General features: G+C 59.6%; 29 protein-coding genes. 2 read left to right on the top strand and 27 right to left on the bottom strand.

Translation table 11 applies throughout. The annotated features are described in order from the left end of the window. Position 1: 1 nt before the first annotated feature. From ACOI8A_RS11015 to ACOI8A_RS10900, 24 genes are all read right to left on the bottom strand, one after another. A complete protein-coding gene (locus ACOI8A_RS11015) occupies positions 2-1,237 on the bottom strand; it encodes a DNA circularization protein (protein WP_420648284.1) in 1,236 nt (411 codons plus the stop codon). Further along, positions 1,224-2,999: a phage tail protein gene (locus ACOI8A_RS11010; RefSeq protein WP_420648285.1), complete on the bottom strand. Its 1,776-nt coding sequence runs from the start codon at positions 2,997-2,999 to the stop codon at positions 1,224-1,226. The genes ACOI8A_RS11015 and ACOI8A_RS11010 overlap by 14 nt, the downstream gene beginning before the upstream one ends. 130 nt (positions 3,000-3,129) lie before the next feature. After that, positions 3,130-3,426 (bottom strand): phage tail assembly protein, encoded by a 297-nt coding sequence (locus ACOI8A_RS11005; protein WP_420648286.1) that lies wholly within the window; start codon positions 3,424-3,426, stop codon positions 3,130-3,132. Then, positions 3,423-3,770 carry a phage tail tube protein gene (locus tag ACOI8A_RS11000; protein WP_420648287.1) on the bottom strand — a complete coding sequence of 116 codons (348 nt, stop codon included), beginning with the start codon at positions 3,768-3,770 and terminating at the stop codon, positions 3,423-3,425. The genes ACOI8A_RS11005 and ACOI8A_RS11000 overlap by 4 nt, the downstream gene beginning before the upstream one ends. Before the next feature lie 67 nt (positions 3,771-3,837). Continuing rightward, the gene (locus ACOI8A_RS10995) at positions 3,838-5,334 is read right to left on the bottom strand and encodes a phage tail sheath subtilisin-like domain-containing protein (protein WP_420648288.1); all 1,497 of its coding nucleotides are present in this window, start codon (positions 5,332-5,334) and stop codon (positions 3,838-3,840) included. Then, positions 5,334-5,513, bottom strand: a complete 180-nt coding sequence (locus tag ACOI8A_RS10990; protein ID WP_420648289.1) for a DUF2635 domain-containing protein — start codon at positions 5,511-5,513, stop codon at positions 5,334-5,336. Before ACOI8A_RS10990 ends, ACOI8A_RS10995 begins: the two co-directional genes overlap by 1 nt. Continuing rightward, entirely contained in the window at positions 5,510-6,094 is a 585-nt protein-coding gene (locus tag ACOI8A_RS10985) for a phage tail terminator protein (RefSeq protein ID WP_420648290.1), read from the bottom strand. Before ACOI8A_RS10985 ends, ACOI8A_RS10990 begins: the two co-directional genes overlap by 4 nt. Before the next feature lie 44 nt (positions 6,095-6,138). Continuing rightward, positions 6,139-7,155: a phage late control D family protein gene (locus ACOI8A_RS10980; protein ID WP_420648291.1), complete on the bottom strand. Its 1,017-nt coding sequence runs from the start codon at positions 7,153-7,155 to the stop codon at positions 6,139-6,141. 9 nt (positions 7,156-7,164) lie between these two features. Next, complete coding sequence (locus ACOI8A_RS10975; protein WP_420648292.1) at positions 7,165-7,377, bottom strand: tail protein X; 213 nt, start codon at positions 7,375-7,377, stop codon at positions 7,165-7,167. Beyond that, complete coding sequence (locus tag ACOI8A_RS10970) at positions 7,370-7,753, bottom strand: phage tail protein (RefSeq protein ID WP_420648293.1); 384 nt, start codon at positions 7,751-7,753, stop codon at positions 7,370-7,372. Before ACOI8A_RS10970 ends, ACOI8A_RS10975 begins: the two co-directional genes overlap by 8 nt. Continuing rightward, positions 7,750-10,002, bottom strand: coding sequence for a phage tail tape measure protein (locus ACOI8A_RS10965; protein ID WP_420648294.1), 2,253 nt, complete (start codon positions 10,000-10,002; stop codon positions 7,750-7,752). Before ACOI8A_RS10965 ends, ACOI8A_RS10970 begins: the two co-directional genes overlap by 4 nt. Positions 10,003-10,130: 128 nt before the next feature. Next, positions 10,131-10,712: a phage tail assembly protein gene (locus ACOI8A_RS10960; RefSeq protein ID WP_420648295.1), complete on the bottom strand. Its 582-nt coding sequence runs from the start codon at positions 10,710-10,712 to the stop codon at positions 10,131-10,133. Positions 10,713-10,789: 77 nt separating this feature from the next. Then, positions 10,790-11,296 carry a phage major tail tube protein gene (locus ACOI8A_RS10955; protein ID WP_420648296.1) on the bottom strand — a complete coding sequence of 169 codons (507 nt, stop codon included), beginning with the start codon at positions 11,294-11,296 and terminating at the stop codon, positions 10,790-10,792. Next, positions 11,296-12,462 (bottom strand): phage tail protein, encoded by a 1,167-nt coding sequence (locus tag ACOI8A_RS10950; RefSeq protein ID WP_420648297.1) that lies wholly within the window; start codon positions 12,460-12,462, stop codon positions 11,296-11,298. Before ACOI8A_RS10950 ends, ACOI8A_RS10955 begins: the two co-directional genes overlap by 1 nt. A gap of 2 nt (positions 12,463-12,464) precedes the next feature. Beyond that, entirely contained in the window at positions 12,465-12,650 is a 186-nt protein-coding gene (locus ACOI8A_RS10945; RefSeq protein WP_420648298.1) for a hypothetical protein, read from the bottom strand. Positions 12,651-12,751: 101 nt separating this feature from the next. Further along, entirely contained in the window at positions 12,752-13,177 is a 426-nt protein-coding gene (locus ACOI8A_RS10940) for a phage tail protein (protein WP_420648299.1), read from the bottom strand. A gap of 10 nt (positions 13,178-13,187) precedes the next feature. Further along, positions 13,188-15,131 carry a phage tail protein gene (locus tag ACOI8A_RS10935; RefSeq protein WP_420648300.1) on the bottom strand — a complete coding sequence of 648 codons (1,944 nt, stop codon included), beginning with the start codon at positions 15,129-15,131 and terminating at the stop codon, positions 13,188-13,190. Then, a complete protein-coding gene (locus ACOI8A_RS10930) occupies positions 15,132-15,767 on the bottom strand; it encodes a phage tail protein I (RefSeq protein ID WP_420648301.1) in 636 nt (211 codons plus the stop codon). Then, a complete protein-coding gene (locus tag ACOI8A_RS10925) occupies positions 15,764-16,759 on the bottom strand; it encodes a baseplate J/gp47 family protein (protein ID WP_420648302.1) in 996 nt (331 codons plus the stop codon). The genes ACOI8A_RS10930 and ACOI8A_RS10925 overlap by 4 nt, the downstream gene beginning before the upstream one ends. Beyond that, positions 16,756-17,088: a phage baseplate protein gene (locus tag ACOI8A_RS10920; protein ID WP_420648303.1), complete on the bottom strand. Its 333-nt coding sequence runs from the start codon at positions 17,086-17,088 to the stop codon at positions 16,756-16,758. The genes ACOI8A_RS10925 and ACOI8A_RS10920 overlap by 4 nt, the downstream gene beginning before the upstream one ends. 9 nt (positions 17,089-17,097) lie before the next feature. Next, a complete protein-coding gene (locus tag ACOI8A_RS10915) occupies positions 17,098-17,709 on the bottom strand; it encodes a phage baseplate assembly protein V (protein WP_420648304.1) in 612 nt (203 codons plus the stop codon). A 3-nt stretch (positions 17,710-17,712) separates the two neighbouring features. Then, positions 17,713-18,234 carry a hypothetical protein gene (locus ACOI8A_RS10910; RefSeq protein ID WP_420648305.1) on the bottom strand — a complete coding sequence of 174 codons (522 nt, stop codon included), beginning with the start codon at positions 18,232-18,234 and terminating at the stop codon, positions 17,713-17,715. A 70-nt stretch (positions 18,235-18,304) separates the two neighbouring features. After that, positions 18,305-18,643: a phage holin family protein gene (locus tag ACOI8A_RS10905; RefSeq protein WP_420648306.1), complete on the bottom strand. Its 339-nt coding sequence runs from the start codon at positions 18,641-18,643 to the stop codon at positions 18,305-18,307. Positions 18,644-19,170: 527 nt separating this feature from the next. Continuing rightward, entirely contained in the window at positions 19,171-19,905 is a 735-nt protein-coding gene (locus ACOI8A_RS10900) for an XRE family transcriptional regulator (protein WP_420648307.1), read from the bottom strand. A 210-nt stretch (positions 19,906-20,115) separates the two neighbouring features. Between ACOI8A_RS10900 and mutS the strand changes: the two genes are divergently transcribed. Beyond that, positions 20,116-22,695 carry a DNA mismatch repair protein MutS gene (mutS, locus tag ACOI8A_RS10895; RefSeq protein WP_420648308.1) on the top strand — a complete coding sequence of 860 codons (2,580 nt, stop codon included), beginning with the start codon at positions 20,116-20,118 and terminating at the stop codon, positions 22,693-22,695. 142 nt (positions 22,696-22,837) lie between these two features. After that, positions 22,838-23,176, top strand: a complete 339-nt coding sequence (gene fdxA, locus ACOI8A_RS10890) for a ferredoxin FdxA (protein ID WP_420648309.1) — start codon at positions 22,838-22,840, stop codon at positions 23,174-23,176. 473 nt (positions 23,177-23,649) lie between these two features. Here the strand turns inward: fdxA and rpoS are convergent, their stop codons facing one another. The 3 genes from rpoS to ACOI8A_RS10875 all read right to left on the bottom strand — a co-directional run bounded on the left by rpoS (position 23,650) and on the right by ACOI8A_RS10875 (position 26,493). Continuing rightward, complete coding sequence (gene rpoS, locus ACOI8A_RS10885; protein ID WP_093214972.1) at positions 23,650-24,657, bottom strand: RNA polymerase sigma factor RpoS; 1,008 nt, start codon at positions 24,655-24,657, stop codon at positions 23,650-23,652. Between the two features lie 106 nt (positions 24,658-24,763). After that, a complete protein-coding gene (locus tag ACOI8A_RS10880; RefSeq protein ID WP_420648310.1) occupies positions 24,764-25,645 on the bottom strand; it encodes a peptidoglycan DD-metalloendopeptidase family protein in 882 nt (293 codons plus the stop codon). A gap of 212 nt (positions 25,646-25,857) precedes the next feature. After that, the gene (locus tag ACOI8A_RS10875; RefSeq protein ID WP_420648384.1) at positions 25,858-26,493 is read right to left on the bottom strand and encodes a protein-L-isoaspartate(D-aspartate) O-methyltransferase; all 636 of its coding nucleotides are present in this window, start codon (positions 26,491-26,493) and stop codon (positions 25,858-25,860) included. Positions 26,494-26,525 lie beyond the last annotated feature (32 nt).

Genomic DNA, 26,525 nt, shown 5'->3' with positions numbered 1-26,525 from the left:
CTCACTCCCTGGAGACTTTCACTTCGTTGGGCGAAAAACCGGGATGGGTAATGCCGTTGCGCTGCTGCACTTCGTCAACCCGCGTCGCGTCGGCAAATTGCTTATAGGCAATCACCACAGCGGGAAAGCTCTCCTGAAACGATTTGCTGACCTGGCGCACACCGGACGATGCCACCGCTTTGAGGTGCGCGGTCAGCGCCTCCTTCACATCGCTGATAGCCTGAAAGTGTGCGGGGCCGGCCTTGTCCAGCATCGGATTGATCGCCGCAGCCACGGCGTCACGCAGGGCCTGCATGTCGTCACTGACCGGCACTTCCTGGCGGGCCACGGGGCTTGTCGCCTGCTGTCCCACGGAGGGTATCGATTGCAGCTTCACCGGCGCTTTCGCTACCGGCATCGACGCCACCCATTGCGCGACCTTGACCAGCATCGTGTCCTGCACCAGATCCGCCATGGCTTGCGCCGCCGCGTTGGTGTCCTTGCCGGTGGTGATCTTCGGCGCATCGGCCTTGCGGATGGCTTCGAGTTGTTGGGAAACGTCGGCAATCACGCCACGGTAACCCTCCTTGGCGAACGCCTTGAGCTCCTTGATATCGCCGAGCAAACCCTTGAATTCCGCCGCCACTTCCTTGGGCAATTCCTTGACCGCTTTGACCAGTTCAGTGATTTGCCGGTACTGCTCGATCAATGGTTTGAGCTGCTCTTTGATCACCTCGTACACGCCGGTCAGGCTGTTGCGCAGATTGGCAATACCGATCCGCGCAGCTTTGATTAACGTCATCGCCTGTTCGAAGCGCGCCACCGCCGAACCGAGCAGCGTGTCAGCCTTGGCCAGCAGCACTTTCTGCGTGCTGACCGTGGCTGTCGGAAACGGCAGCGGTCGGTCGGGATAGAACTTCAGCGTGAAGGTCACCAGCCCGCCGTCCTGGCGGGTGTGGCTCATGTCGCATTCGCCGACCTTGACTTGCAGGCGTCCGAGCCACGGGTGCACCAGTTCGCCGCTGCCCAGTTCCAATGCCTTGAGCAGTTTGTCGCGCTGCTCCAGGCAATCGGCGCCGACAATGAACGCCGTCAGATCATGGGTCTTGGCCTGCTGGCCGAGGTCCTCGAAAAACGGCAGATCACGCTGCGGGTATTCGTGCAATTGCCCCTTGCGACCGACCGGAGTTTTCGCCGAATCGATCCAGAACCCGACACCGCGAAAGGATGCCGGCAATAAACGGTCACGCCAGTTCATTGGAACCTCCCACGGACAGCGAGCGGTAGCCGATGCGCGAACTGAGCGCCAGCCCCGGTTGATTGGTTTGCGGTTGATCGGTGCGCAACCCGGCCGGCGCATTTTCGAAGCGCACGGTCAGGCCGCCTTCGAGTTGCGTACGGTTATTGGCGGCGCTTTGCTGGATCAGCGCACTGGAGGATTGCGGCAAGGAGCCGGCCTGCAACGCATTGCTACCTTGAGGTTGCACACTGGCGCCGAAGAACGCCGGCGCCAGTTCACCCTTGCCTTCGGCATTGGTCTGCCGCTGGGCCTGGGTCAAGCCTTCGACCTTGCCGGTGACTTTCGCCACCAGTCCGGCGAAGCCGCCGTCGAACAGCTCCTTGATTGGCGCGATCACGGTTTGCAGCTTTTGCCACAACTCGCCGAACCACTCGGTGATCGGCGCCCAGTTCTTGATGATCTGCCCCAACGGTGTCCACTCGAACATGTTGTGCAGAAACTCCAGCACCGGCGTGGCCAATGCTTGCACCACACCCCACAGCGCCGAAAACACTTCGCTGATCGGTTGCCAGTACGTCGCAATCTGCTCCAGTGGCGACCATTCGAACAGCCCGGCGAAGAAGCTCTTCACCTGCTGCGCAGAGGCTTGCAGCGCCGCCCAGATCGGCTCGAAAAAGCTGACGATACTGCCCCAGTTATTGACGATCATCCCCAGCGGGGAATAGTCGAACAGCGTGGCGAAGAAGTCCTTGATGACTTGCGCCGCCGGTTGCAGCGCCGTCCAGATCGAGGCGAAGAAGCTGGTGATCGCGCCCCAGTTGTTGATGATCATGCCCAACGGTGTCCAGTCGAACAGACCTTTGAGGAACGCCATGACCGGCACACTCAAGGCCTTGAGCAATTCCCAGATCGCCGAGAACAGGCCGGTCAACGGCCCCCAGTTTTCCACGATCATGCCCGCTGGCGACCACGAGAAAACCGACTTGAAGAAGTCGATCACCGGCGCAGTCAGCGCTTTGACCTTGTCCCAGATTGCCGAGAAGAAACCCGTAATCGGTTCCCACAGCGCCGCCAATGCAGCCAGCGGTCGCCAGTCGAGGATCGAACGCAGCGTCGCCATGGCATTCGCCCCGACGCTTTTCACCCCGTCCCACAGGCCAGTGAAGAAAGCCGAAATCGGCGTCCAGTTGGCCACGATCAAACCGGCTGCCACGGCAATGCCCATCGCAATCAGCATGATCGGATTGGTCTTGAGCACCATGCTCATCACGTCGAACACCTGAGTCGCGCCGGTCACCGCGGTTTGCATCGCCGAGAACGCGATAGCGCCCGCAGCGAGGCCCTCCACCAGTTTCGGATTGTCGGCAAGCAAACTGCCAAAGCCGGTCAACATTGGCTCAAGCCCGACCACCACGGCACCGACCGCCGGCACCAGTGCGGCATTCACCGCCGTCGAGACCTTCTCCATCGAAGCACTGAACACATCCATGTTCTGCGCTGCGGCTCTCGGCGCCGCAGGCATGTCGACGGTTTTCGCCGTCTCGCTGACTTCGGCCAACTTGCCCTGAAACGCCGCTGCCGACTTTATGCCGTCCACGAACGGCGTGATCACGCTGCCACCCTTGAACAGACCACTGATATCCAGTTTGCCGAGGCCGGTCTGTTCGAGGTTCTTCTTGAAACCCTCGACTTTTGCCCGCAGGGCGCCGAGTTTGGGTGACAGCTCATCGATGCCCGTGAGCAGCACCGAGGTTTTCGCTTTGGTATCTGTGTCTGCCATCACTGCACCTGCTGCATCGCATTGATCCGTTGCGCGTGCTCCAGCGATTCGCGGAGCACATCCAGTGGCCTGGCCATCATCTGTTCGGGGTCAACCTTCCAGAACCAGGCCAGGTCATAGGCGACTGCGATCAGGTCGGTGATGGCGCCGACGCCGCACTCATGAAAAAACTTGCGACGGCCCAGCTCAACGCGTTGAGGTCAGCCAGATCCAGCTGGTTGACCGACGACGGTGGAATGCCGGCGCACACCGCGATGTATTTCGCGGCGACGTCCATGTCGAGGCTGACCTCTTCGTTCTTGTCGATCTTGTACGGCAGCGCCTTGATCGCTCGCACTTCCTGCACCGTCGGACGGCGCAGGTCGAGTTCGGTCAGAGGCTCGCCGTGCGCTTCGATCGCAACCTGAAGCTGCACGGCGCCACTCATTGCCAGGTCCCCTTGATGCCTTCGAATTTCAGTTCGATGGTGGCGTCATCGCCTTTGGAGACTGGTTCTTCCACCAGGTAAGCACCGGCCAGTACGTAGACTTTGCCGTTGCTGAATTCGCAGGTGACGGTGATGTCGGTGCCTTCGATCAGCTTCTTCAGCGGGAAGTCGGCGGTGTGCAGCGCGGTCACTTTGAACGACGGCGCGATGTCGGTTTCCTTGTAGAAACCCGGCACTACGGTTTCCCGTTTGACCGCCAGCAACGGGGCTTCGCAGCCGCCATTGATAGTCAGTTGTGCGCCGTCGACCTTGACGTAGCAGGTGCCTGCAATCAGTTGACCCATGGTGTTACTCCCTTCAAATAAAAAGCCCACGCGAGGTGGGCTGAATTCACAGATTCAAACGTGCCGATCAGGCAGCGTCGTCGTACTGCAGACGGAACTGGTTGAGCAGTGCGAACACGCGCAGACCGTTGATGTAATCCGGCGGGAACAGCACGTTCACGCGGCTCGGGTCCTGCACGTCGCGCTCGACGACCAGGTGCTCGGCGAACAGCTCGGCGTTCTCCACGTGGCCTTCCAGTTCGAGCTTGGCGTATTGGGCGATCAGCTCACCGCGAATGGTGCTCGGGGTAACGATGGGCTGGCCGGCGCCGAAACGCGTGCCGTCGGAAGCCAGCTTGTGGCGGCCGTATTTGCTGGTGATCACGCTTTGCAGACGACGCACGATGTACGCCGACTGGTGCATGGTTTCGCTGTCCAGGTACGAGTTGTCAGCCTGGCCGTAAGCGTTCTTCTGGTAGGTGGTGATCGAACGCTGGATGCGCACATAACCGCCTTCGTAGTAAGCGGTGGCGATGCCGTAGTTGAGCAGCGACTGACGCTCGGTCAGGGTGAAACGCTCGCTGGCCGGGGCCGGATCAACGCCCGGCAGACTGCCGCTTTGCGTCGGACGGCTGGCGTCGGCGGAGATGAACACCGCAGTGCGCGCAGCCAGTGCAGCAGCCTGCACCCAGAACGGTTGCGGAACGCCCGGCTCCAGCGCCTGAATGGTCATGTGCTGATCGTTGCGTGCCTGACCTGCAGCCACCAGCGTGCCGACGGTGCCGCGTTTGGCGCTGTAGACGTGACCGAACAGTTGCTTGGCCCACGACCAGCGACCGGTGCTGTCATCCATGACCGCTTGCCAGGTGTTGAGGGTCGACAGATCCGACCATGGCAGCGTGATGAACTCGAACGGTTCGTCGCCCAGCGCAGCAATCGCCGCGACTTGATCCGGCACACCGGCGCCGCCGGTCATCGCGGTGATCGCACTGGTCAGGCCGGCCGGGGTCTCTTCGCCGTTGCTCTTGCCCAGGCGATTGAACTGCAGGCTGATGTCGTTGCCGCTGTCGCCAGTCCATTTGGCGCTCAGAGTGATCACACCTTCGGCAGCCGCAGCGCTGACCGGCAGATCGGCCGAAGCGTTGATTTTCTGCGCCAGTGCGGTGGCCGCTTGCGCAGCGGTGGCACCGTTGACCACGGTGGCTTGAACGCGAACGCCGCCAACATACAGATTAAGCAAACCAGCCTGAGTCGCGGTGCCGGTCAGGGTCAGCACGCCTTTGGCGATGGCGCCTTCGGTGTTGTGCAGCGGCAGGCACCAGATCTCGCCGATCGGGTCAGCCTTGCGGAAGGTCTCGTACATCGAAGCGAGCATCGAGCCTTGGCCACCGATGCTCTTGGCCAGCGCCACGCTGGACACCAGCACCAGTTTGCCGACTTCGGTCGGGGCGATGTTGTCGTTGACCTGCGCCACGATCAGTCGGCGCATGGCCGAGGTCGCGCTATTGGCGGCCGAGTTGTCCATTTCGGCATAGAACAGCGGTACACGAATGTCCGCGGGGATGTTGCTGAATCCGATCGCCATTATTTGGCTCCCTGTGGTTTAGCTTTTACGGTTTTGAGGGTGATATCGCCGTCGGCCAGACGTCGGCGCCACCAGGCGCTGTCCAGCACTTCACGGCCCTCGAGGGGCAGCAAGTCGCCCGCTTCCGGGTCAGGCACGGCACGGCCGGCGGCCGGCACTACGGTGATGCGATTGCTCATGGGGTTACGTCTCCAGAGAAGGTCATTTCCACGCGCCCATCAGGGCCCGGGCGTTTCAGATTGGGGTCGGCCGGGTCGATCGCATCGACCCGCACGGTGGCCCCGGTAAAGGACGCCAGAGCGTCCAGTTCACGTTCGTGCCAGCTCTGCGCAGGCTGATCGGGCAGGTTGCGCCCGAGCTGGAACTCGGCAAAAAAGCGCAGCCGGTAAAAGGCGCGACTGCTGTTGAGCGACACCAACTCGCCGCCGTCGTAGACGATGGCGCTGTAGTCGTTGCCAGGCTTGAAACCCACCAGTGCGCGCCACAGTTCGGCGCGCAGGTCATGCAACAGATCCAGCGCTTTTGTAGCGTCCGATGCGTCAAGCGCCAGGACGATGTCGAAGCGGTCGCGGATCGGTTGCAGGATCAGGTTTTGTGCGCTGCTGGCGCTGGCCACATCGGCAAGTGGTGTGACGTGAGCCGACGGTGTCGGCAGATTCGGGTTTTCTTGCAGGAGCGCCAGATCGACACCGACTGCGATGTGATCGGCCAAGCCAGGGCATTGCTCACGCAGCTGCGTGAGGATCGGGGAGATCTTCATGTGGGCAATCCAGAATGATGAGACTTGTGTGTGTGCCTGAGAAATCAGGCCTTGGGATCGAGACCGTTTGCCTCGATCAAGCAGCGATAGCTTTCCTCGCGCTTGCCGCTGGCGGTGACTTTTTCGATCGACCAGCGACCGCGCATGAAGTCAGGCCAAGTGTCATCGAGCACCAACAGGCCTTCGGCCGCCAGCAGCGGATTGCCCGGGCAGGTGACCTTCAGCTTGTATTTCTCGCGCAACATCTTGCGCACCTCGGCTTCGCCGATGGCTTTGGCTTCTTCTTCACTGGGCTGTTTCTGGCGAATCACCTTGTAGGGTTCGGAACCGGTTATCACCTCGCGCAGCTTGCCGGCAGCGATGTCCCAGAAGCAGGTCTTGCAACCCTGATTCTGGGTGCGAGCGGTCTCTTCCAGTGCGGCGCTGATGAAGGCGTGATCGCCCGGTCGATTGTTGCTCGTCACTGACAGCCTGACGTCAGGTATCACCTGGCCCGAGAGGTTTTTCAGCTGCGCCGGTTTCGCCAGTACGTAGAGGTCGTTGAAAGGTTTGGCCACCGCGTCGTACTTGCGCGCCAATCGCGTGATAAAGCTCATGTCGGTTTCGTTCGACTGATCAACATGAGCAATCCGGATCAGCGCCAACTCGGGATCGACGCGTGGCGAAAAACCGTGCGGCAAGACCAGCTGGCGAAACAGTGCGCCAAGGGTGGTGGGGCCATGGCTGGCCGTGCGCCGTTCCTTGAATCGGGTCTCATCCTTGCCGCTGAAAGGCGCTGCGGTAGCCACCAACGTCAAGCGTAACGGGAACAGCGTCGGTGTCAGTCGGGTCACCTTGAACTGGCCCTTTTCGACCAGCCCGGACTCCAGATAGCCGACCCGCAGGCCGATTTTTCCGCCCAGGGTCGGCAAGCCATCAAGGCCTTCGAGGTCGATCACCAGGGTCAGCTGATCGGACTCCATCCCGGCGGCATCAATGTGCTCCCAACTGATCAGACGCTGGTTAAGCAGGGCCTGGTTGGCGCCGTAGATTTCGATCGCCGGTGTAAATCCCTGTGCCATGCAACCTCCTTAGTCCCAAGCCAGAACCGGCTTGATCGCGGCGGGTCGGCTGTCGAGTTCCGGCAGCGTCACCCAGATGCCCGCCGGCAAAACGGGGCCGTATTCGGCCAGGGTCGAATTGAGTTTCCACAACGCTGCCTCGGCCTGATCGTCTGAGCGACCCGACTCGCGGTACAGCAGCAGATTGACCGAATCACCGGCCACGCTTCGGACCTTACGCATTGTTGAACTCCGCTAATTCGAGTACCCACTTGATCACCATCGCGGTGCCGTCATCGATGACCTCGCTCTGGTTCTCCTGAACGCTGATGATTCGCCACAAACCCCAGTTGCGACCGATGCCGTCGATCAACGGCAGCGGTGCTCTCAAGGCTTGCAGCGCACGGAGTTCATCGAGCCGTTCCATGGCCACGGCGTACATCGAGGTGCCGCCGATGGTCAGGCTTTCCGGCTTTTGTCCGGTCTGATGGGACTTGGGTTTGCTGGTGAGGATCGGCAATTCAGTCCAGCCACCGTCGGATTTGCGCGCCAGCGTGCTGTAGGCAAACTCGCGGGACAGACCGAAGATGAAACTGCCGAGTGCCATTTGTTGTTTCATGAAGTGGCTCCGTCAGTCAGGGCTGCGTCACGGCGGGTGGCCAGGGAATTGGTGCTCAACAGCGGCAGCATTTCGCCGTGGAATTGGCCGTGCAGTTGCTGGGCGATGATCAGGCGAATTTGCTCTGCACTGTCCGCATTCGGACATGTGACTTGAATGTTCGGCGAGAAGGTTATTTGCTGAGTTTGCGTCTGGGCACTGCCAAGGTTCTGGCTGACTTCGGCCGGTTTGGAGAGCTTGTCGGTGGCAGGCGTGAACAGCATTTCGCCCAAGGCCGCGCCAGCCTGGCTGCCGAAATAACCACCAAGCACTCCGCCAACTGCACCTCCAGCGATCGTAGCGGGTCCAGGACCAATGAACGTACCAACGAGGGCGCCCACCCCGGCCCCAGCGTAAGAGCCTGCCACTCCACCCGTTATAGCGCCCACGCCTCCGGCAACTTTTCTCGAATCCTTCTCGCGCACGCCCTGAACAACGTTGATACCTGCGTCGAGCATCATCAACGGCATGCTCAGAGGCCCCGCGATACGCCCGAAACGAGCACCGCTGCTGATCAAGCTGCGGCCCGGAGCTGATGCCAGGAATCTGGCCCGACTCATCGCCTCGGTGCCGAGGGCGCTGGCCCTCGCGAAGATGCTGCCGAGCCCGGACCTGACGCTCGCAACAGCCGTGCTCATCGACGTATGGGCTTGGGACGCAAACGTCTTCAGAGGTCCCCACGCCTTCATGCCGGCGATACCCAGGATCAACGCGCGGGTAAATTGCGGAGCTTCTTCTGCCACGTTGCTCAAACCATCGGCAGCCTGCCCGACCTTGTCGACCAGAAAGTCGAAGATTGGTAACACGGTGGCGCCTGCAGATGTATAGAGCCGCTCCTTTTGAGCATTCAAGGTGTTCAGGCGCGCTTGTGACGTATCCGCCTGTATCAGCGCAGCCTGATCGACCGCCCCGGGTTCGCCGTGTTTCTGCGAGGTTGCGTAGTCTTTTTTGGTCTTTACCAGTTCGAACGCGCGCTGCACGTCACCACTGCTTTGCAGCAGTTTGATAATCGGCTGATCGACGGAAAACAAGGTCGTCGCCAGCTTGGATTGCTGATCAGGCGATTGCTTGCCCAGTGCGTGCAACACCTTGAGAATCGCACCTGGAGCATCCATTTGCATTTCACCGGCCAAGGCGTTCGGATTCAGTCTCAGTTGTGCGATCGCCGCTTTCTGCTCAACTGAAGCCTTATCCCCCTGCGCCAGCGTCGTGGTGATTTTTTCCAACGCAACGCCCGCATCAGCCCGGTTTACCCCGGCATGGATCAGCGCCGCAGAAAATGCTGCGGCCTGCTCGGGTTGCATCCCGGCACCCTTTGCCGAAGCGCCGTAATTGCCGAGTATCGAGCCGATGTCAGCGGGCGATACGCTCAATCGGCTAGTCAGCACACTGGTAGCGTCAGCCAGGTCGAGGGTTTGCGGTCGATCAAGGCCCATCGCGGTACGTAAGCCGATCAACATATCCGCCGTATCCCGAGCGCTCATCCCGAAGGCTGTCGCTGTAACAGCGGCGTCGCGAACGAAATCCACCAGATCGTTGCGCCTTTCGTCCTCGTTCACATTGCCATTGGCATCCACGCGGTTGTTGCCTACACCTGCCCTGGCACCGGCGTATTCGACGTCTGCCAGTTCAACCGCCCTGGTTCCGCCGGCCGCCACTTTTGCTTCAGTGGCCATCTTGTCCAGGACAATCCGGTGCGCCTCGCGCTGATCGCCCTTGAAATCAATCACCTGCTGGAGCTTGGCCAGCGCTGCATCGAGGTTGACTGAGGGGGTAAGCGGCTTGAAGGGTGCAAAGTCATCCACCCCAGCGCTGAGCCAGTGCTGTTTCTTTCTGCGTGCCGGGGTGCCGAGCGGCTTCTGTCCCCCGCCGACTGCCGAGGGAACAGGCTGTGCTTGCCGGTCACTCATCGCCTGCTGCAACGATCGCTGCGAGGCCAGCACGCTGTGTATCGATACCAGAACGCCTCGCAGGCGAGCTTGCTCTGCCGTCAACTGCCGGAGTTCGACCGTCGCGTCCGACAATTCAAGGTTCAGACTGTCGATCGCACCCGCAAACCCTGAACTCGGCTGGCCCAAAGTCATGGCGGGCTGCTCGACCGGGCCGGATGCCATTGGCGATATCAGATCCGCAGCGTTACCGACAATGCTCGCGGACCAACCATCCTGGTTGATCTCAGTGAACTTGAGCGAACAATTGGTTTGTGCCATGGCGCTCTACTCCTGTTTCACGCCAAGGCGAGTGATCGCGATGTCGTAGCGGCGCAAGGCCTTTTCGGCGTCCCACTCCAGAATTTCCGCCTCACTTACCGGGTAAATGAGCGGCACGATATCGAGGATTACTTCGATGTCGCGCTCTGAAAGAAGGCCGCCGGCTGGTTTAAAAAATCGTCTATGCGCACCTGCAACTGAGTCCAGTCCGGGACGCTCAACAGCGCCAGATCGGGGATCATCAGCCCGGTGCAATGGGCGGTGATGAACTCGGCGCGTTCCTTGGCGGTTTTCAGTTTTTTCATCACTTTGGTGGCGCGCAGAACCGGCATTTCCAGGCTCAGCGAGGTCACGGTGCGGCCGGTGACGGCAAGCGGTTGCAGCAGTTGCACTTGATCGGGATCGTCGGACTTTTCCGCGTCTTCGATCTGGTCGAGAAAGTGCGACGCCGGACGGGTCGACATTTCGTGCACGTATTGCGCGATGGTCACGTAGTCCGGGCGTTTGAGCTGATCGAGTTCCTTGACCGACAGCCCGGTGGCGAGCAGCGCCAGCTCGAAGAACTGATCGTCTTCGTCATCGCCGGCACGGGCCAGCGCATCTTTTTGTGCGGCGTAGAACAGTGGCTTGAGCTGGATCTGGTTGATCTGCGAGCCGTCGTCACCGGTGATCGGCGACAACAAGTCATGCTTGGGTGGCATCCACGACATGAATGAATTCCTTGAGATTGCTGTGACCCTGTGGGAATTGCCCCCCACAGGGTTGGTGCTGGACCTGCCGAAACGACTTACGGCATCAGTACCGCGCGGCGTGCATCACCGAGAATGTCGACGCCGTTAAGCACGAACTTCTGGGTGCGCACGTCGATGTCGATCACCGGTACGCCGTTTTCCAGACGGTTGTAGGTGCGGCAGGACAGATCCAGCGTAGTGACGGGTTTGTTACCCATTTTCAGCGCGTCTTCGCCCAGAGTTTTAAGCTTGCCGCCCACGGTGTGATAGGTGAACCAGGTATTGCCATCCTGATCCTGACCGGCCTCACGCACGTTCAGCAGGATGTCGTCGCCGAGTTTCACGCCCATGGCGAGCAAGACTTCTGCGCCAGTGCCTTGAAGTTTGATCTGGGCGTTCAGCGGCTTGGCGCTCTTGGCCATCTCTTCGACGATGAAGCGGCCACCGGTCATGTTCTCCATGTCGAAATCGATCTTCGGCGGAGTGAATTCCTCAACGGTCGCCGACAACGGCAGGCCTTGCAGGGTGGCCGCGATGGCCTGTCTTACGCGGTTGGTAAACATTAGAGAACGTCCTCCAGGAACTGCTCGATGATTTCATCGCGGGCGTTGAGTTGATAAACCATGTGTTCGTTCGGCGCGTAGCGGCCGTAGTCGATGACCACGAACCAGGTGCCGTTCTTGTACTTCTCGACGCTGTTGAGTTCCGGGTGCAGGTACACGCTGCCGCCGGGAATGGTTTCGTCGGCGACCAGGGTTTGCAGCCAGTCGTTGATGCGCTTGACCTCTTGATCCATGAAGGATTTGGTGAGGTTTTTGGCCATGGCTTTCTGACCGGCCTTGACCAGCTTGCGGCTGATCGCATCTTCGAGGCCGACGTAGCTGATGAACTTGCCGGTGACCGAGCGGTTACCCAGCAGCGAGAAGCCGCCGAGCACGGTGCGGGCGTAGTAGCTGATGCCGTAGCGGTTGAGCAGGTCGCCTTCGGTGGAGGTGTCGAGGATGTTGTATTCCACCACCCGCGACACGTCTTCGGCGTAGGTCACCTGGTTGCCCGGGCTTTCCCACTGCTTGACCTTGGCCAGCGCGGCAATCGCCAGGCTGGAAGGCGAGAGGAAGACGTTTTTCTTCGCCGCTTTCGAGTACACGGCGGGCATGTTGTGCACCACCAGGCAACGGTCGAAACCGAGGTCGGCGCCGCCCAGTTCCTGGCTGTAAAGCACTTGGTCAGCGACCGCAGCGTCTTTGCCGTCCAGCACCACGCGAGCCTTGATGCGTTTGCCGAACGAAGCGAACTCGCTGGCCACCGCTTTGGTGCCGGTGAAGCCCGGCGCGCCAATGATGGTCAGGTCTTCCGGGACACTGCCCAGCGCAGCCAGACCGAGCTTGCGACCGGTCAGCGGCTCAACGCCACCAATCACCGCGTTGACGGTGTCGGCCGGGGTTGCGCCTGCTTCGACGATCACTACATACACCGGCACCTTGACCACTTTGAGGATCTGGTAGACCGCGTGGTACAGCGTGCCTTCTTCCGAACCGGTCGGGTCGAGCAATGCATGGGTGGTGAAGCTGTTGATGCGAAACGGCGCGTTACGCGGAATCAGCGGATCGGCTTTCGGCGCGGTGCCGACCAGACCGATCACGTTGTCACCCAGACCACCCATGGCCTCGGGGGATTCGGTGGCATTTACGGTAATGCCGTTGTGCTCGAAGTTCAGAACCTCAGCCATATTCAGTCAGCCTTCTTGGCAGCGGCCTTCACGGCCTTGGTGGTAGATGTTTTCAGCTCGAGGCGACCGGCGAAGCGCAGTGCACTGGCCTCGACGTCGAGCAGATCGAGTTCCTGGCCGATGCTCGACCAGTGACCACCCCCGGTGGGGAATGGAACGAGCACGGTGTAGGTTTGGCGGTTGGCCATTTTTCGTTTCTCCATAAACGGGAAAGCCCCTCGAAGGGAGGGGCTTGGCGGGTGATGAGTGTTTTTGGGCGGATAAGAAAACGCCCCGGGGTGCGGGGCGGTTATTGAATGAGGATGAACAGCCACTGCGGCATCAGCGGACGTTGCTCGCTAAAGGGAAATTCGCCTGCCTCTGGCCAGCCACGAAGCAAGCGACGATAAGCCTGCACCTCAATGTATTGCGCTTGAGTCAGCGTGGTCGGCATTCCCTCCTCCAACTCGTCACGGTGGCGAGTAACTACACCGTCAGTCGCGGCGAGTCGAGAATTTCGCCATATCCGCTCGACGGTTTCGAGCTCCGCGAGGGGAAGAGGCGGTGCATCTATCAGCGCGGGCTTGCCATCTTCCCCCCAGGCAATCATCTGTCCTGAGGCTTGACCGGCCAGCAAATGCGCGTGCAGCTCTGCAGATATTGCAACAGCGTCATCCGGGATCTGTGGATGAATATCCGGATTGTAAAAGCCTTGTGTGGATCTTGAAGCAAGCATGCAATTCTCCTTAATAACCGACCACTCGATAACCACCCGCCTGCGTGGCAACCGTTGTCGACTGATTCCAGAACCGGGCTTGAGTGGTAGAGAGGCTGTAGACGTTAATCCCGGGTATTCCCGGACCGGAGGCACCACCTGCCAATGCGAATCCCAATGCCCCACCGGGAAATGCAATCGGATAAGTAAGCACTACCGAACCATTGGCCGGTATGGACGGCACAACCCCCCATTGCTCAATCAATCCAGATGGATTTTTCTGATATCCATTGAGCGAAAACAGAGCCGCAAACTCATTGGAGTACTTCAGCGCAGAACAGCCTTCTTCAACAACATGGTTCACGTCCCCACAAGTGACAACGGCGTTGGAAGAGCTTTGTATGGTGAAACTCGTTAGCGTTTTGGCCAGTACGGAGATGGAGTCTGTACCTTGACGAACGACAGTGATATCCGCCGCTCCCATGTTGAAAATGTAGAATTTTGACCCGACGGGGCTCGCCGCCAATAGCGGCAGGGTCAGCACACCTGGACCGCTCACCACGATCCGGCGCCCGGCCATGGCCGGGGTCAGTGTGGCGGGAAGGGTCTGGATAGTGGTCTGACCGCTGAAACTCCCTTGAGCACGCTGCACAAACTCCGTGGTCGCGAACGTCTTGCCGTTATCAAATTGTGGTGCTGTTATCCAATGCGCTCCGGACATGATCGGCGAGTACTTCAAAGCGCCGTCGCCCCCCTCCATTGTCCAGCCCAAGCCATTACTCAAGCGACGAAAGGCCGAGACCGTCGATTGCGGCTGAGTAAAGGGGCCAATAGCGCCGTTGATCGCGATCAACGTCTGTCCGCCTTTGGCTTTGAACGTTGCCCCATTCAGACCCGCCAGAACGGTGACGATCGATCCTTGAGGAACGGAGCCAGCGTCAGGCAGTGTGACAATCGAAGCGGACCCACCAGGTGCAATCAACTTCCCGACATCGCCCGCCGTCAAATCAACGCTGCCTGGATAAGTCGTCAGATCGGCATAACTACCTAACGCCCGCTGCACAAATTCGGTGGTTGCCAGCAACTTGCTGTTGTTGAATTGAGCCTGTGTGGGCGCAGCGGGACTATCCAGAAACGTCGGGGATTTCAGAGGGGCGAAGCCGAAGGTAATGTTCTGGAATGTGAGCGCGGTAGCGTCCAGCACAACAGCCCCATCAGTGATCAACTGCCAGATCGTGTCAGCCTGCGTCGCGCCCTGCTCGACCGAAACCAGCAGGCCCGAAGTGACTTTGAGACTGGTGTCCGCATCTTTCGCACGGGTCCAGCCAGTATTGGCCACCACATAGATGCCATTGTCTTTGGCGAGCGTCTGATTCTTCGCCAGCACCCGGTCACCTGCAACGACCGCGACTCCATCAATCGTTTGCGCTGCGGTCAGAACAATGTTCGTCGTAGTGGCGACTCGTACTGATTGTTTGGCATCAAGCTTGGCCAACTCGTCTGCGACGTATCCAGCGACCCACGCACGAGTAGCCTTGACCACGGTGTCATCAATCAACAACGTCACCAGCGACGCATTGCTCGTCTCGAAAATCGAGCGAATGTAGAACTCTTTGCCCGAACCCGACGTAGCCAGAACCGGTTTGAACGACTCCGGATACTTGACGATTGCGTACAGCACGCCAGTGTCAGTCCACAGCCCGGCTTCGCGCACATACCAGCCGCCAACATCCGGCGGAATGGTCACTTCGGCGAGCAGCCAGCTCGGGTTTTTCTCGTCCTGGAACAGTGCATTCAGCGGCCCGCGCCAGACTTCGCGTCTGAGCTCGGTGGCGGTGGCGGCCGGGTTGTAGACCCCGCCCTCGCCGCCGTCGCCGACGGAAATCTGCGTCAACTTGATCGGCGTGCCCGCTGCCTTGCAGGCAGTTTCGTAGGCAATCCCTGCGTTGGTGAGCAGGGTGTAATAGTCAGCCATTCAGGCCCCCTGAGGATAAATAGTGGATGTTTCGACGGTGTACAAAGCAGCGGCCATGAAGGCTTCGCCTGACGCCTCAAGCCCTTCGATGAATACCGGATAAATCGTGCTCAGCTCGCCGCAGACAGTGGCGGCGCCGATGTAATGGCTGCCGAAAGCGCTCAAGCCGACCGAGACCGAGAGAATGTCGCGTTCGCTTTTGGCATCGGCCAAGCGTCGGTCGAGGCGCGCGTCGATGGCTGCGCTGTAGGGTTGATCGCTGAAGGCGCGCACGGAAAAACTGTAGGGCGCACCAGGTGGCGTCTGCTCGTACCAGGCGCGGATTTGCGGGCGCAGTTGCAAACCCTTGGCAGCGTTTTCCAACGCCTTGCGGGTGCCAGCCTGGCGCGCGGTGGGCCAGGCCAGTTCGACGGTCAGGCGTTTCTCCGCTTCCGGCGCATTGGTGCTCCATTCGGCGACGCCGCGATCTGCCGCGAGATACGGCAGAAACGCCACCGGGGTGTGTTGCGGATTCATCAGGTCGGGAAACGGCGGCGCGATGCGATCGAGCAAAGCGCCGAAGCCGATATCGAGCGCGCGTTCCAGCGCCGAGCTGTTGGCCGGCAGTAACGTCGGGCGTGGCGATTGGTCACTCATATCGTCAACACCTCGACCTCGACCGCCGTGCAGTACGGCGCCTGAAATGCGCTGGCAATGACCGGATCCAGCGGTTCAAGAATCTCCAGTTGCACGGCACCGGCGCTGTGCAGCGTGTAGTCGATCCAGCTCGGATCGACCCGGCCTTCGAGGCGATGACAACTGTCGGCATACGCCTGCAACTGTTGCTGCGCAGCGACTTTGGTCAGGCCCGAATCCGGACCCGAATTGATCTTCGCCACGACGCGGATTTTGTAGCGCTTGATCTCGGCGCCTTGCACGGTGACGAGGTCGGTTTCCGGTCGCACGTCAGGGCGGGCAAAGTGTTGGCGCACTCCGCTGAGCAAAGCTTCGGGCGCCGTGCCGTCGCCGTCGCGAGAAAGCACGGTGACGCGCACTTCGCCGGGCGCGGTGCGACGGCCGTTACCATCCTTGACCTGAGCCGCGAGACCGTCCGGGTCGAAGGTGTAAGTGACGTTGACCACACCCGCGTCGGTGGATTCGACCTTCACCGTTGGACGTTCGCCAAGGGTGAAAATTTCGCGGCGATACTGCATGCGTGAGCCCGCTGCCGGCGCATGCGGCGCCAGGTAATAACGCAGCCGGGCGTCATCGTCGCTTTCGTAAATCGGGGCAATCGGCGGGAAGGCCGCCGGGTCGCCCGGATCGAGCAATTGCCGCTCCAGGCCCATGTCTGCCAGCCGCGCATCAAGATTGCTGCCAGTCGCCCACCACGCCAACATCTGCTTGATCCGGGCGTTGTATTTGCGTTCGTGGGTTTGCAGTCGCACGCAGAAAGCTTCAAGCGCCAAGGTCAGCAATTCGCTTTCGTTGTCCAGACTGGTCTTGAGTTTTACCGCGCTGTCCGGCGAGCGTGCGCCGACGTATTCGATGACGAAGGTCTTGAACTCGGCGAGCAAGTCTTCAAACGCTTCGACGGTGATCAGCGCCGGTTCGGCCAACTGGTTCTGGCCGGGGATCAACATGCTCATATCACTACCTCGAAGGTCTGTTGACGGTTTTTCCAGGTACCGGCGAACCGCAGCAACAGACCAGCACCCTGACGTGTGGCGACGATCACTTGCGGCTGAAAATCGCTGATGCCGTTTTGTGCGTTGTAGAACGTTTGCGCTGCGTGGCTCTGCGCCAGAAGCAGCACATCGTCGCCGAGGTTCTGCCCGAGCAACGTCGGGATCAGCGAGCCATATAGCGGGCGCTTTTGCCGAGTGCCGAGCGGCGTGGTCAGGGCACGGGTCGCGCGCTGCACAAATTGCAGCCAGTCGTCGACCGTGGCCCCGCTGTCTCTATCGATTCCGATCATGGAAGGCTCTTATGCGGTGCTGATGACGCGTCCCTGGTGATCCACCAACGGGCCGCTGAAGTGCACGCCGGCGTTGTTGATCGACAGGCCGACGGCGCCGAGTTGCAGGTCAATCGACTGTGGCGTCATGGCCAATCGCGCCGGGCCGATACTCAGTTCCAGCGTTTCGCGAGAGCCTTTGAACGTAGCCGGGCCGTTTTGCCAGTGCAGGACGTGAGTCGCATCGTCGTAAGCGCTTTCACTGCCGTCCTGATGGATGCGCCGGGTCAGCGTGGGCACAGTTGAGGTCGGTGGAAAGCGCTCGCTGTTGAGACCGAACAACGCCACGGCCTGCGCGCCGCTTTCGCCGCTGCCGTAGTTGAGTAGCAGACACTGCTCGCCCAGCGACGGAATGCGCGATTCGCTCTGGGCACCGGCGCTCGGGTTGAAGAACTTGATCAACGGCGTGAGCAATCCACCGTGACTGACCTTGCAGGTGTTGCTTGCGGCGTCGACCTCCTGGCAAACGCCGATGCGACAGAAACTCTCGGCGCGGCGGTGCAGGTCTTCGATCTCGGTTTCCATTTCGGCCAGCCGTTCGATGATCGGGCCGAGCTGCATGCGCAGTAATGCGTCGAACATCGGTCAGGCCTCCATCGTGGTGTAGTTGTCCGGATTGTCGATGTCGCTGACTTCCCAGGTGCGGGCAAATTTCGGCGTGCCCAATGGGTCGTCGAGCAGAGTTGGTCCGAGGTACAGGGTCTGGCTGAATGAGAGTGTCCAGGCCTTGTATTGGCGGTCTGCAACGATGAGCAGTGAAGGCAATCCATCGAGGTTGATCGGCAGATCGCATTGATCGCCAGGCAGGCCCCAGCGGTTGTCGGTGGCCAGGTTCTTCAGTGCCGCGATCAGATCGCAGGCGGCGAATGCTGTGGCAGAAACCGCCGGTATGACTTGCAGAGACAACGTCAGCACATGAGCGATGCGCCCATCAGCGGCACGTTCGCCCGGCCCGTTGCGTTCGATATCGATCAGCACCCAGGCCTGAGCGCCGGGCGCATCGAAATCCTGATGATTGCCGACCTGCAGATTGAAACCGGCGGTATTGCGCAGGGTTGTCGCGATAGCCGCGAACAGTTGCGACGGCTGCTGGATCGGTGTGGGCATAGGTGACCTCCTTTTCAATCGTCCACGCGCACCCCTGCCGCCAAAAATGGCGGCACGGAGAGATCAGTGTTTAAGGTTGATCGCGTGGCGGAACTTCACAGACGCCGATGCGTTTTGCGGCCCAGCGTTCGTACAAGCCGATAGCAACATCGGCACCGGCCATGGCGGTCAGGCAGCCAAAAGCGCCGGCGGCCCAAATCGACAGCCCGGCGGCATACAGCAGCATGATGGCCGAGACACCGCAGATCATGCAGGCGCCGGAGCGCAGGGCCAGACGCCGCATCAGTGACCAGCCGCGAGCGCCCTCCTTGTCGGCGCGCCACATTTCGCCGGACACCCCGCCGATGACGGCGAGGAAAATGACCAGCCAGATCGGCATGTCCGCCAACGCTTGTTGCTCGTTTGTCATGTCACGCCTCCGAGGATGATGGGTGAGTGGTGTGTGTTGGATTCAAACTTTTTCTCTTGAGGCAGGCATTCCAAAAAGCCCGGGATTTGATCCCCGGGCTTTTCAGTAATGCGCTCCTTCGCCTTCCTTCAATCCTGTGTTCGAGAAGGAAGCTGACTTTTCGGCGCTACTGGCGCGGTACGAGTCCATTCAGATTGTTTTTCCGACCGCGGTCCCTGCCCGCCGGATAACTGCTTTTGGTGCTTTACGCTGCACACCCGGGTCAGTTGCCAACCCTCTGAATCGTTGAGGCCGATTCATCGCTGCCTGTTCTTGTGGAACTAAAGAGCTTTCGTTTCCAGCCGCTTTGTCGAGCGGCTTGGTGGTCATGATATGCATGGATGCATATACAGTCAATGCGCAAATGCATTTATTTATGCATCTGGCATGCATTTGTGCATGAGAGCCGCGCAGGTCGGGGGGTTGGTCATTTTTCGCGGGCGAAAAAAAACCCGCCGGATGGCGGGTTTCATTTGGAAAAGGTGCGGTTAGCGGGCGTACATGCCCCACCAGAAGACGTGGCCAATGATGACGATCTGCTCTTCCTGGATTTCCTGGAAGCTGTAATCTTCATCCGGATGCTCATCGCGATTGAAGCTGCGCAAGCGGATGCCGGTAGGCAGACGATAGAGCTGCTTCACCCGCAACTGACCATTGTGATTGATCGCATACAGGTCGCCATCGATGATGTCGCCGATGCCGCACTTGCCTGCGTTGACGCCGACCGTTGCGCCATCGCGCAGCACCGGCAACATACTATTGCCGCGCACGGTCACGCATTTGGCCTGGTCGAATTGCACACCGTTATGACGCAAGCTCCGTTTGCCGAAGCGTAGACTAGAGCGCTCGCTCTCTTCCACGACGAATCTTCCTGATCCAGCAGCCAATTCAACCTCGCGCAAAAAGGGTACAGACACCTCGTCATCATCGACCGGCGTGTCGTCGTCCCACAGGCTTATGTCCTTGAGTTCAAAATGCACCTCATCGCGCCCGGCTGCCGCGCTCGGCGCAACATCCGCGCGCCCGCGCAACTGATCGGTGCTCACGGCGAAGTACTCAGCGATCTTCGAGATATGTTTATCCGAAGGATCGACAATCTTCCCGCTGAGAATCCGCGAGAGCGTGGATTGAGGCACGCCGGTACGCCGGTGAAGCTCCGTAGGGGAGATCCCGTGCTGATCGAGCAATGCTCTTAATACGGTAGATACGTTGCGTTTTTGCATAACGCGCATAGTGCTTGAAGTTTTTCGGGATGACAAATGCTGATTTGCATAAATCCTGCATATAGAAACTTTTCACGGTAGAAAGACGTCACCCGACCGTCATCCCTGCGCCCACCAGACCGCCCATGGTAATCTTGCGCCCATCGCGCAAAAGCCGCGCCTGTGCCCCGCTCTTGCCCTACACCTTCGAACGAGTTTTCTGACAATCCGATGAATAAAGCCGTCTCCGACCTGTCCTCCCACACTCCGATGATGCAGCAATACTGGCGCCTGAAAAATCAGCACCCGGATCAGCTGATGTTCTATCGCATGGGCGATTTCTACGAGATCTTCTATGAAGATGCGAAGAAAGCGGCCAAGTTGTTGGACATCACTCTGACCGCTCGTGGGCAGTCGGCAGGTCAGGCGATTCCGATGTGCGGGATTCCTTACCACGCGGCGGAAGGTTATCTGGCGAAACTGGTCAAGCTCGGCGAATCGGTGGTGATTTGCGAGCAAGTCGGTGATCCGGCCACCAGTAAAGGTCCGGTCGACCGTCAGGTAGTGCGGATCATCACGCCGGGTACGGTCAGTGACGAGGCGTTGCTGGATGAGCGTCGTGACAACCTGATCGCGGCGGTATTGGGCGACGAGCGTCTGTTTGGTCTGGCGGTCTTGGACATCACCAGCGGCAACTTCAGCGTGCTGGAGATCAAAGGTTGGGAAAACCTGCTGGCGGAACTGGAGCGGGTCAACCCGGTGGAGCTATTGATCCCGGACGACTGGCCGAAGGATCTGCCGGCAGAAAAACGCCGTGGCGTTCGTCGTCGAGCGCCGTGGGATTTCGAGCGTGATACGGCGTTGAAAAGTCTCTGCCAGCAGTTTTCCACCCAGGATCTGAAAGGCTTTGGCTGTGAGAACCTGACCCTGGCCATCGGCGCTGCCGGTTGCCTGCTGGCCTACGCCAAGGAAACCCAGCGCACCGCCCTGCCCCACTTGCGCAGCCTGCGTCACGAGCGGCTTGACGACACTGTGGTGCTGGACGGCGCCAGCCGTCGCAATCTGGAATTGGATACCAACCTCGCTGGCGGTCGCGACAACACGCTGCAATCTGTAGTGGATCGCTGCCAGACCGCGATGGGCAGTCGTTTGCTGACGCGCTGGCTGAACCGTCCGTTGCGCGATTTGAAGGTATTGCTCGCACGCCAGACCTCGATCACTTGCCTGCTCGACCGCTACCGTTTCGAAAACCTGCAACCGCAGCTCAAGGAAATCGGCGACATCGAGCGGATTCTCGCGCGGATCGGCCTGCGCAATGCGCGTCCTCGTGACCTCGCGCGCCTGCGTGACGCCCTCGGCGCGTTGCCTGAGCTGCAAGCGGCGATGGCCGATCTGGAAGCGCCGCACCTGAATCAACTGGCGACCATCACCAGCACCTACCCGGAACTGGCAGCACTGTTGGCCAAAGCCATTATCGACAACCCGCCCGCCGTCATCCGTGACGGCGGCGTGTTGAAAACCGGTTACGACAGCGAACTCGATGAGCTGCAATCGCTGAGCGAAAACGCCGGTCAGTTCCTGATCGATCTGGAAGCCCGGGAAAAGGCTCGCACCGGTCTGTCCCATCTGAAAGTCGGCTACAACCGCATTCACGGTTACTTCATCGAGTTGCCGAGCAAGCAGGCCGAGTCGGCGCCCGCTGACTACATTCGCCGTCAGACCCTCAAGGGAGCCGAGCGCTTCATCACGCCGGAACTTAAAGAATTCGAAGACAAGGCACTGTCGGCCAAGAGCCGCGCCCTCGCTCGCGAGAAGATGCTCTATGAGGCGCTGCTGGAAGACCTGATCAGCCAGTTGCCGCCATTGCAGGACACCGCTGCAGCACTGGCCGAACTCGACGTGCTGAGCAACCTCGCCGAGCGTGCGCTGAATCTGGACCTGAACTGCCCGCAGTTCGTCAGCGAACCGTGCATGCGCATCACCCAGGGTCGCCATCCGGTGGTCGAGCAAGTGTTGACCACGCCGTTCGTGGCCAACGACCTGAGCCTGGACGACAGTACGCGCATGCTGGTGATCACGGGCCCGAACATGGGCGGTAAATCCACCTATATGCGTCAGACCGCACTGATCGTGCTGCTGGCGCACATCGGCAGCTTTGTGCCGGCCGCCAGTTGCGAACTGTCGCTGGTGGACCGCATCTTCACCCGGATCGGCTCCAGCGATGACCTCGCCGGCGGGCGTTCGACCTTCATGGTGGAAATGAGCGAGACCGCCAACATCCTGCACAACGCCACCGAGCGCAGCCTGGTGTTGATGGACGAAGTCGGTCGCGGCACCAGCACCTTCGACGGTCTGTCGCTGGCTTGGGCTGCGGCTGAGCGTCTGGCGGATCTGCGCGCCTACACGCTGTTCGCCACGCACTACTTCGAACTGACAGTGTTGCCGGAAGCCCAGCCGCTGGTGGCCAACGTGCACCTCAACGCCACCGAGCACAACGAGCGCATCGTATTCCTGCACCATGTGCTGCCAGGGCCTGCGAGTCAGAGCTACGGCCTGGCGGTGGCGCAACTGGCGGGCGTGCCAAATGAAGTGATCCTGCGTGCTCGCGAACACCTGAGCCGCCTGGAAGATACCGCTCTGCCGCACGAGCAACCGGCGCCCGTCAAAGGCAAACCGGCCGCGCCGATGCAAAGCGACATGTTTGCCGCGCTGCCGCACCCGGTGCTGGATGAGCTGGCTAAACTGGACCTCGACGACCTCACTCCGCGTCGTGCTCTCGAAATGCTCTATGCACTGAAGAACCGGATATAACGCAAACGGCTTCAAGCTGTTAGAATCTCGCGCGGTTTGGGATGCTGCTGGCTAATAGCCTGGCCAGCAGGCATCGCTCCCGAACCTGGCGACCCCAACCGTGAAGGGGCAACGCTGCCGCCGCCTGAGGAGAAAATTAGAAATGACCTTCGTCGTCACCGACAACTGCATCAAGTGCAAGTACACCGACTGCGTAGAAGTGTGTCCGGTGGACTGCTTTTACGAAGGCCCGAACTTCCTGGTGATTCACCCGGATGAGTGCATCGACTGCGCCCTGTGCGAACCAGAATGCCCGGCCGTTGCGATTTTCTCCGAGGACGAAGTCCCGGAAGACATGCAAGAGTTCATTCAGTTGAACGTCGAGTTGGCGGAGATCTGGCCGAATATCACCGAGAAGAAAGACTCGATGCCGAATGCCGAGGAGTTCGATCGCGTGATCAACAAGTCCGTCGGCAGCAAGCTGAAAGACCTCGAACGCTGATTCACCGAGCGCTCTGCAAAAAGGCCCCATGCGGGCCTTTTCGCTTTTCTGCAGGCAAAAAAAGGGGCGGTTTGACCCGCCCACATTTTTTCCCTATTCCCTGTATTCCTTTTCATCGTCCTGATGAATCGCTTCCTGCGATGTCCATTCCCCTCGTCCTTGAAGGGCGTGTCTGTCCGTCGACACAGTTCAGATACTAGAGAATTCGCCGTCAGGAGCAACCGCTCCTGAATGCTGGAAATTGTTGCAATAAGCTGTTCATTTAAAATAATAACGATCTAAATCAGAGTGTTAGACCTATTCATTTGAAGCGATAGACGTCTACCCCGGTGTAAAAATAACGAACACTTACGGGACAGTCAGCAAAGGCTTACAACGCGAGACTACAAATATCGGCAACAGCCATGCTTTCTTTTCGGCTACAAAAAACCCCGAACCAGTCGGGGTATTTTGCGGGCGGTCATGCAAGACGCTTATTGGAACAGCGACTCGCTCGACAGGCCATTTTTCTCCAGGATCTCGCGCAGGCGTTTGAGGCCTTCCACCTGGATCTGCCGCACCCGTTCCCGGGTCAGGCCGATCTCCAGGCCAACATCTTCCAGCGTGCTGCTCTCGTGCCCGCGCAGGCCGAAGCGGCGAATCACCACCTCGCGCTGCTTGTCGGTCAGCTCAGAGAGCCACTGATCGATGCTCTGCGACAGATCGTCATCCTGCAGCAGTTCGCATGGGTCGGTTGGGCGATCATCCGTGAGGGTGTCCAGCAGGGTTTTATCCGAATCCGGACCCAGCGAGACGTCGACCGAAGAAACCCGCTCGTTCAGGCCAAGCATGCGCTTGACCTCACCCACCGGTTTTTCCAGCAGGTTGGCGATCTCTTCGGGTGAGGGTTCGTGATCGAGCTTTTGTGTCAGCTCGCGTGCAGCCCGCAGGTACACGTTGAGTTCCTTGACCACATGGATCGGCAACCGGATGGTCCGGGTCTGATTCATGATCGCGCGCTCGATGGTTTGACGAATCCACCAGGTTGCGTAGGTCGAGAAGCGGAAGCCGCGCTCGGGATCGAACTTTTCTACCGCGCGGATCAATCCGAGGTTGCCCTCTTCAATCAGATCCAGCAGCGACAGCCCCCGATTGACGTAACGCCGGGCGATTTTCACCACCAGCCGCAAGTTACTTTCAATCATGCGCTTACGCCCGGCAGGGTCGCCACTTTGCGACAAACGCGCAAAATGAACTTCTTCTTCCGGTGAGAGCAATGGGGAAAAGCCGATTTCGTTGAGATACAACTGCGTGGCATCAAGTGCCCGCGTGTAGTCGATGTACTTATGTTGTTTAAGTGAAGCGGAGTGTTTGGATTTGGCGCGAACAGAAGGTGGAGCAGCCCCTTCATCATTCGACATCGAATCCGAATCGATGCCGGTCTCCATCAGGAGAACCTCATCGTCGATGTCAAACTCCGGCACTTCTTTACTGAGAGCCATTGTTATAGTCCTTTGGTGAGTTCGACCCCAAGCTCAAGCGACGCCTCTATCCTTGGCAACGCTGGAGCCTGTCCCCTCTACGTGAAGAAACAGGCTGGTCTACAAATCAACGTCTTGGCAGGAACTGCAGCGGATCTACAGGTTTACCTTGTCGGCGAATCTCAAAATGCAGTTTCACCCGGTCTGTACCCGTTGACCCCATTTCGGCAATTGTCTGTCCGACCTTGACCTGCTGCCCCTCCCGTACCAACAGCCGACGGTTGTGTCCGTAAGCACTGACGTAGGTTTCACTGTGTTTGATGATGACTAATTCGCCGTAGCCCCTTAAGCCACTCCCGGCGTATACCACCGTCCCATCAGACGCAGCTAAAACAGGCTGTCCCAAATCTCCGGCGATATCAATTCCTTTATTCAAACTACCGTTTGAGGAGAATTTGCCGATGAGAATGCCATTAGATGGCCATCCCCAGCCGGTCGGGGCCGGGCCTGCCGGAGGCAGTGGAGCGGGTGCGGACTTGTTGCCGACGGACGGTACGACCACCGCAGAACCAGCCGCAGTACCGGTGGTTGTGGTGGTGGTCGTGCCATTCGCCTGACGCCGGATTACCGTGGTTTTGCTCGACGAGAACGGTGAGGAACTGGAGTTGCTGACCACCGCTCTCGGTGTTGAACCGGTGCGTCCGTCGAAGCGAATTGTCTGACCCGGATGGATCGTATACGGCGTAGGAATATTGTTCCGGGCAGCGAGGGCTTTGTAGTCCCAGCCGTAGCGAAACGCGATCGAGAACATCGTATCGCCCGGACGGACTACATACTGTCCGGTCGTCACTGTAGGACGCTGAGCCGCCGAATTGTTGCGATCGACTACCCGCACGTTGCTCGATTTGGTGCTGGAGCAACCGACCAGCAAGGTGCTCAAGACAAGGCCAGTCACCAGGCGCTGAAAGCTCGTGTTACCCATACGCTGCGCAATGACAGTGAGACTCACCCGCCGCTCCCTTTGTGGTGGCTGAAAAATATGGAATGCCGAATTCCGGCATGTAGCGTCGCAAGTATAACGGGCCGAACGGCCTTCACCTTTAATGTAGCGATAACGCTCGGCGCACACGTTTGCCTGCCGACAATCAATCCTGTTTAAGCGATCACTGCCGCTGTAAGACAGAGGCGCGGCGAAGGAATTCAGCGCCGTTAAACAAATGCTCAGGCCAGCGGCCCATTGAGCAATGGCACGAAACGCACAGAGCCGAGAATGCGTCGGGAAAAACCGTGTTCTTCACGCACGATCAGCATCAGTTGCTGCACTTCTCCAGAGCCGACCGGGATCACCAACCGCCCGCCCGGTGCCAATTGATCGAGCAACGCCTGCGGCACATCAGTGGCCACAGCTGTGACAATAATGCCGTTATACGGCGCCAGTGCCGGCCAGCCTTCCCAACCATCGCCCCAACGGAATACCACGTTGCGCAGGTTCAGTTCGACCAGACGCTCCTTGGCGCGGTCCTGCAAGACCTTGATGCGTTCAACCGAGAACACCCGCTCGACCAGTTGCGACAGTACAGCGGTCTGATAACCCGAACCGGTGCCGATCTCCATGACCTTGTCCAGCGGCCCGGCCTCAAGCAGCAGCTCGCTCATGCGCGCCACCATATAAGGCTGGGAGATGGTCTGGTTGTGGCCGATTGGCAGCGCGGTGTCTTCATAAGCGCGGTGCGCCAGCGCTTCATCGACAAACAGATGACGCGGCGTGCGGCGGATGACTTCCAGCACCTTGGCGTTCGATACGCCTTCTTCATACAGACGCTGGATCAGCCGTTCGCGAGTGCGCTGGGAGGTCATGCCGATACCGCTGCGCAGTCTGTCGTCCTGTT

It is taken from the genome of Pseudomonas sp. P4795 (assembly GCF_048822895.1).
Classification (GTDB): Bacteria; Pseudomonadota; Gammaproteobacteria; order Pseudomonadales; family Pseudomonadaceae; genus Aquipseudomonas.
Note: the sequence above shows the minus strand (reverse complement) of the source record. Positions and strands in the feature narration are given on the sequence as shown.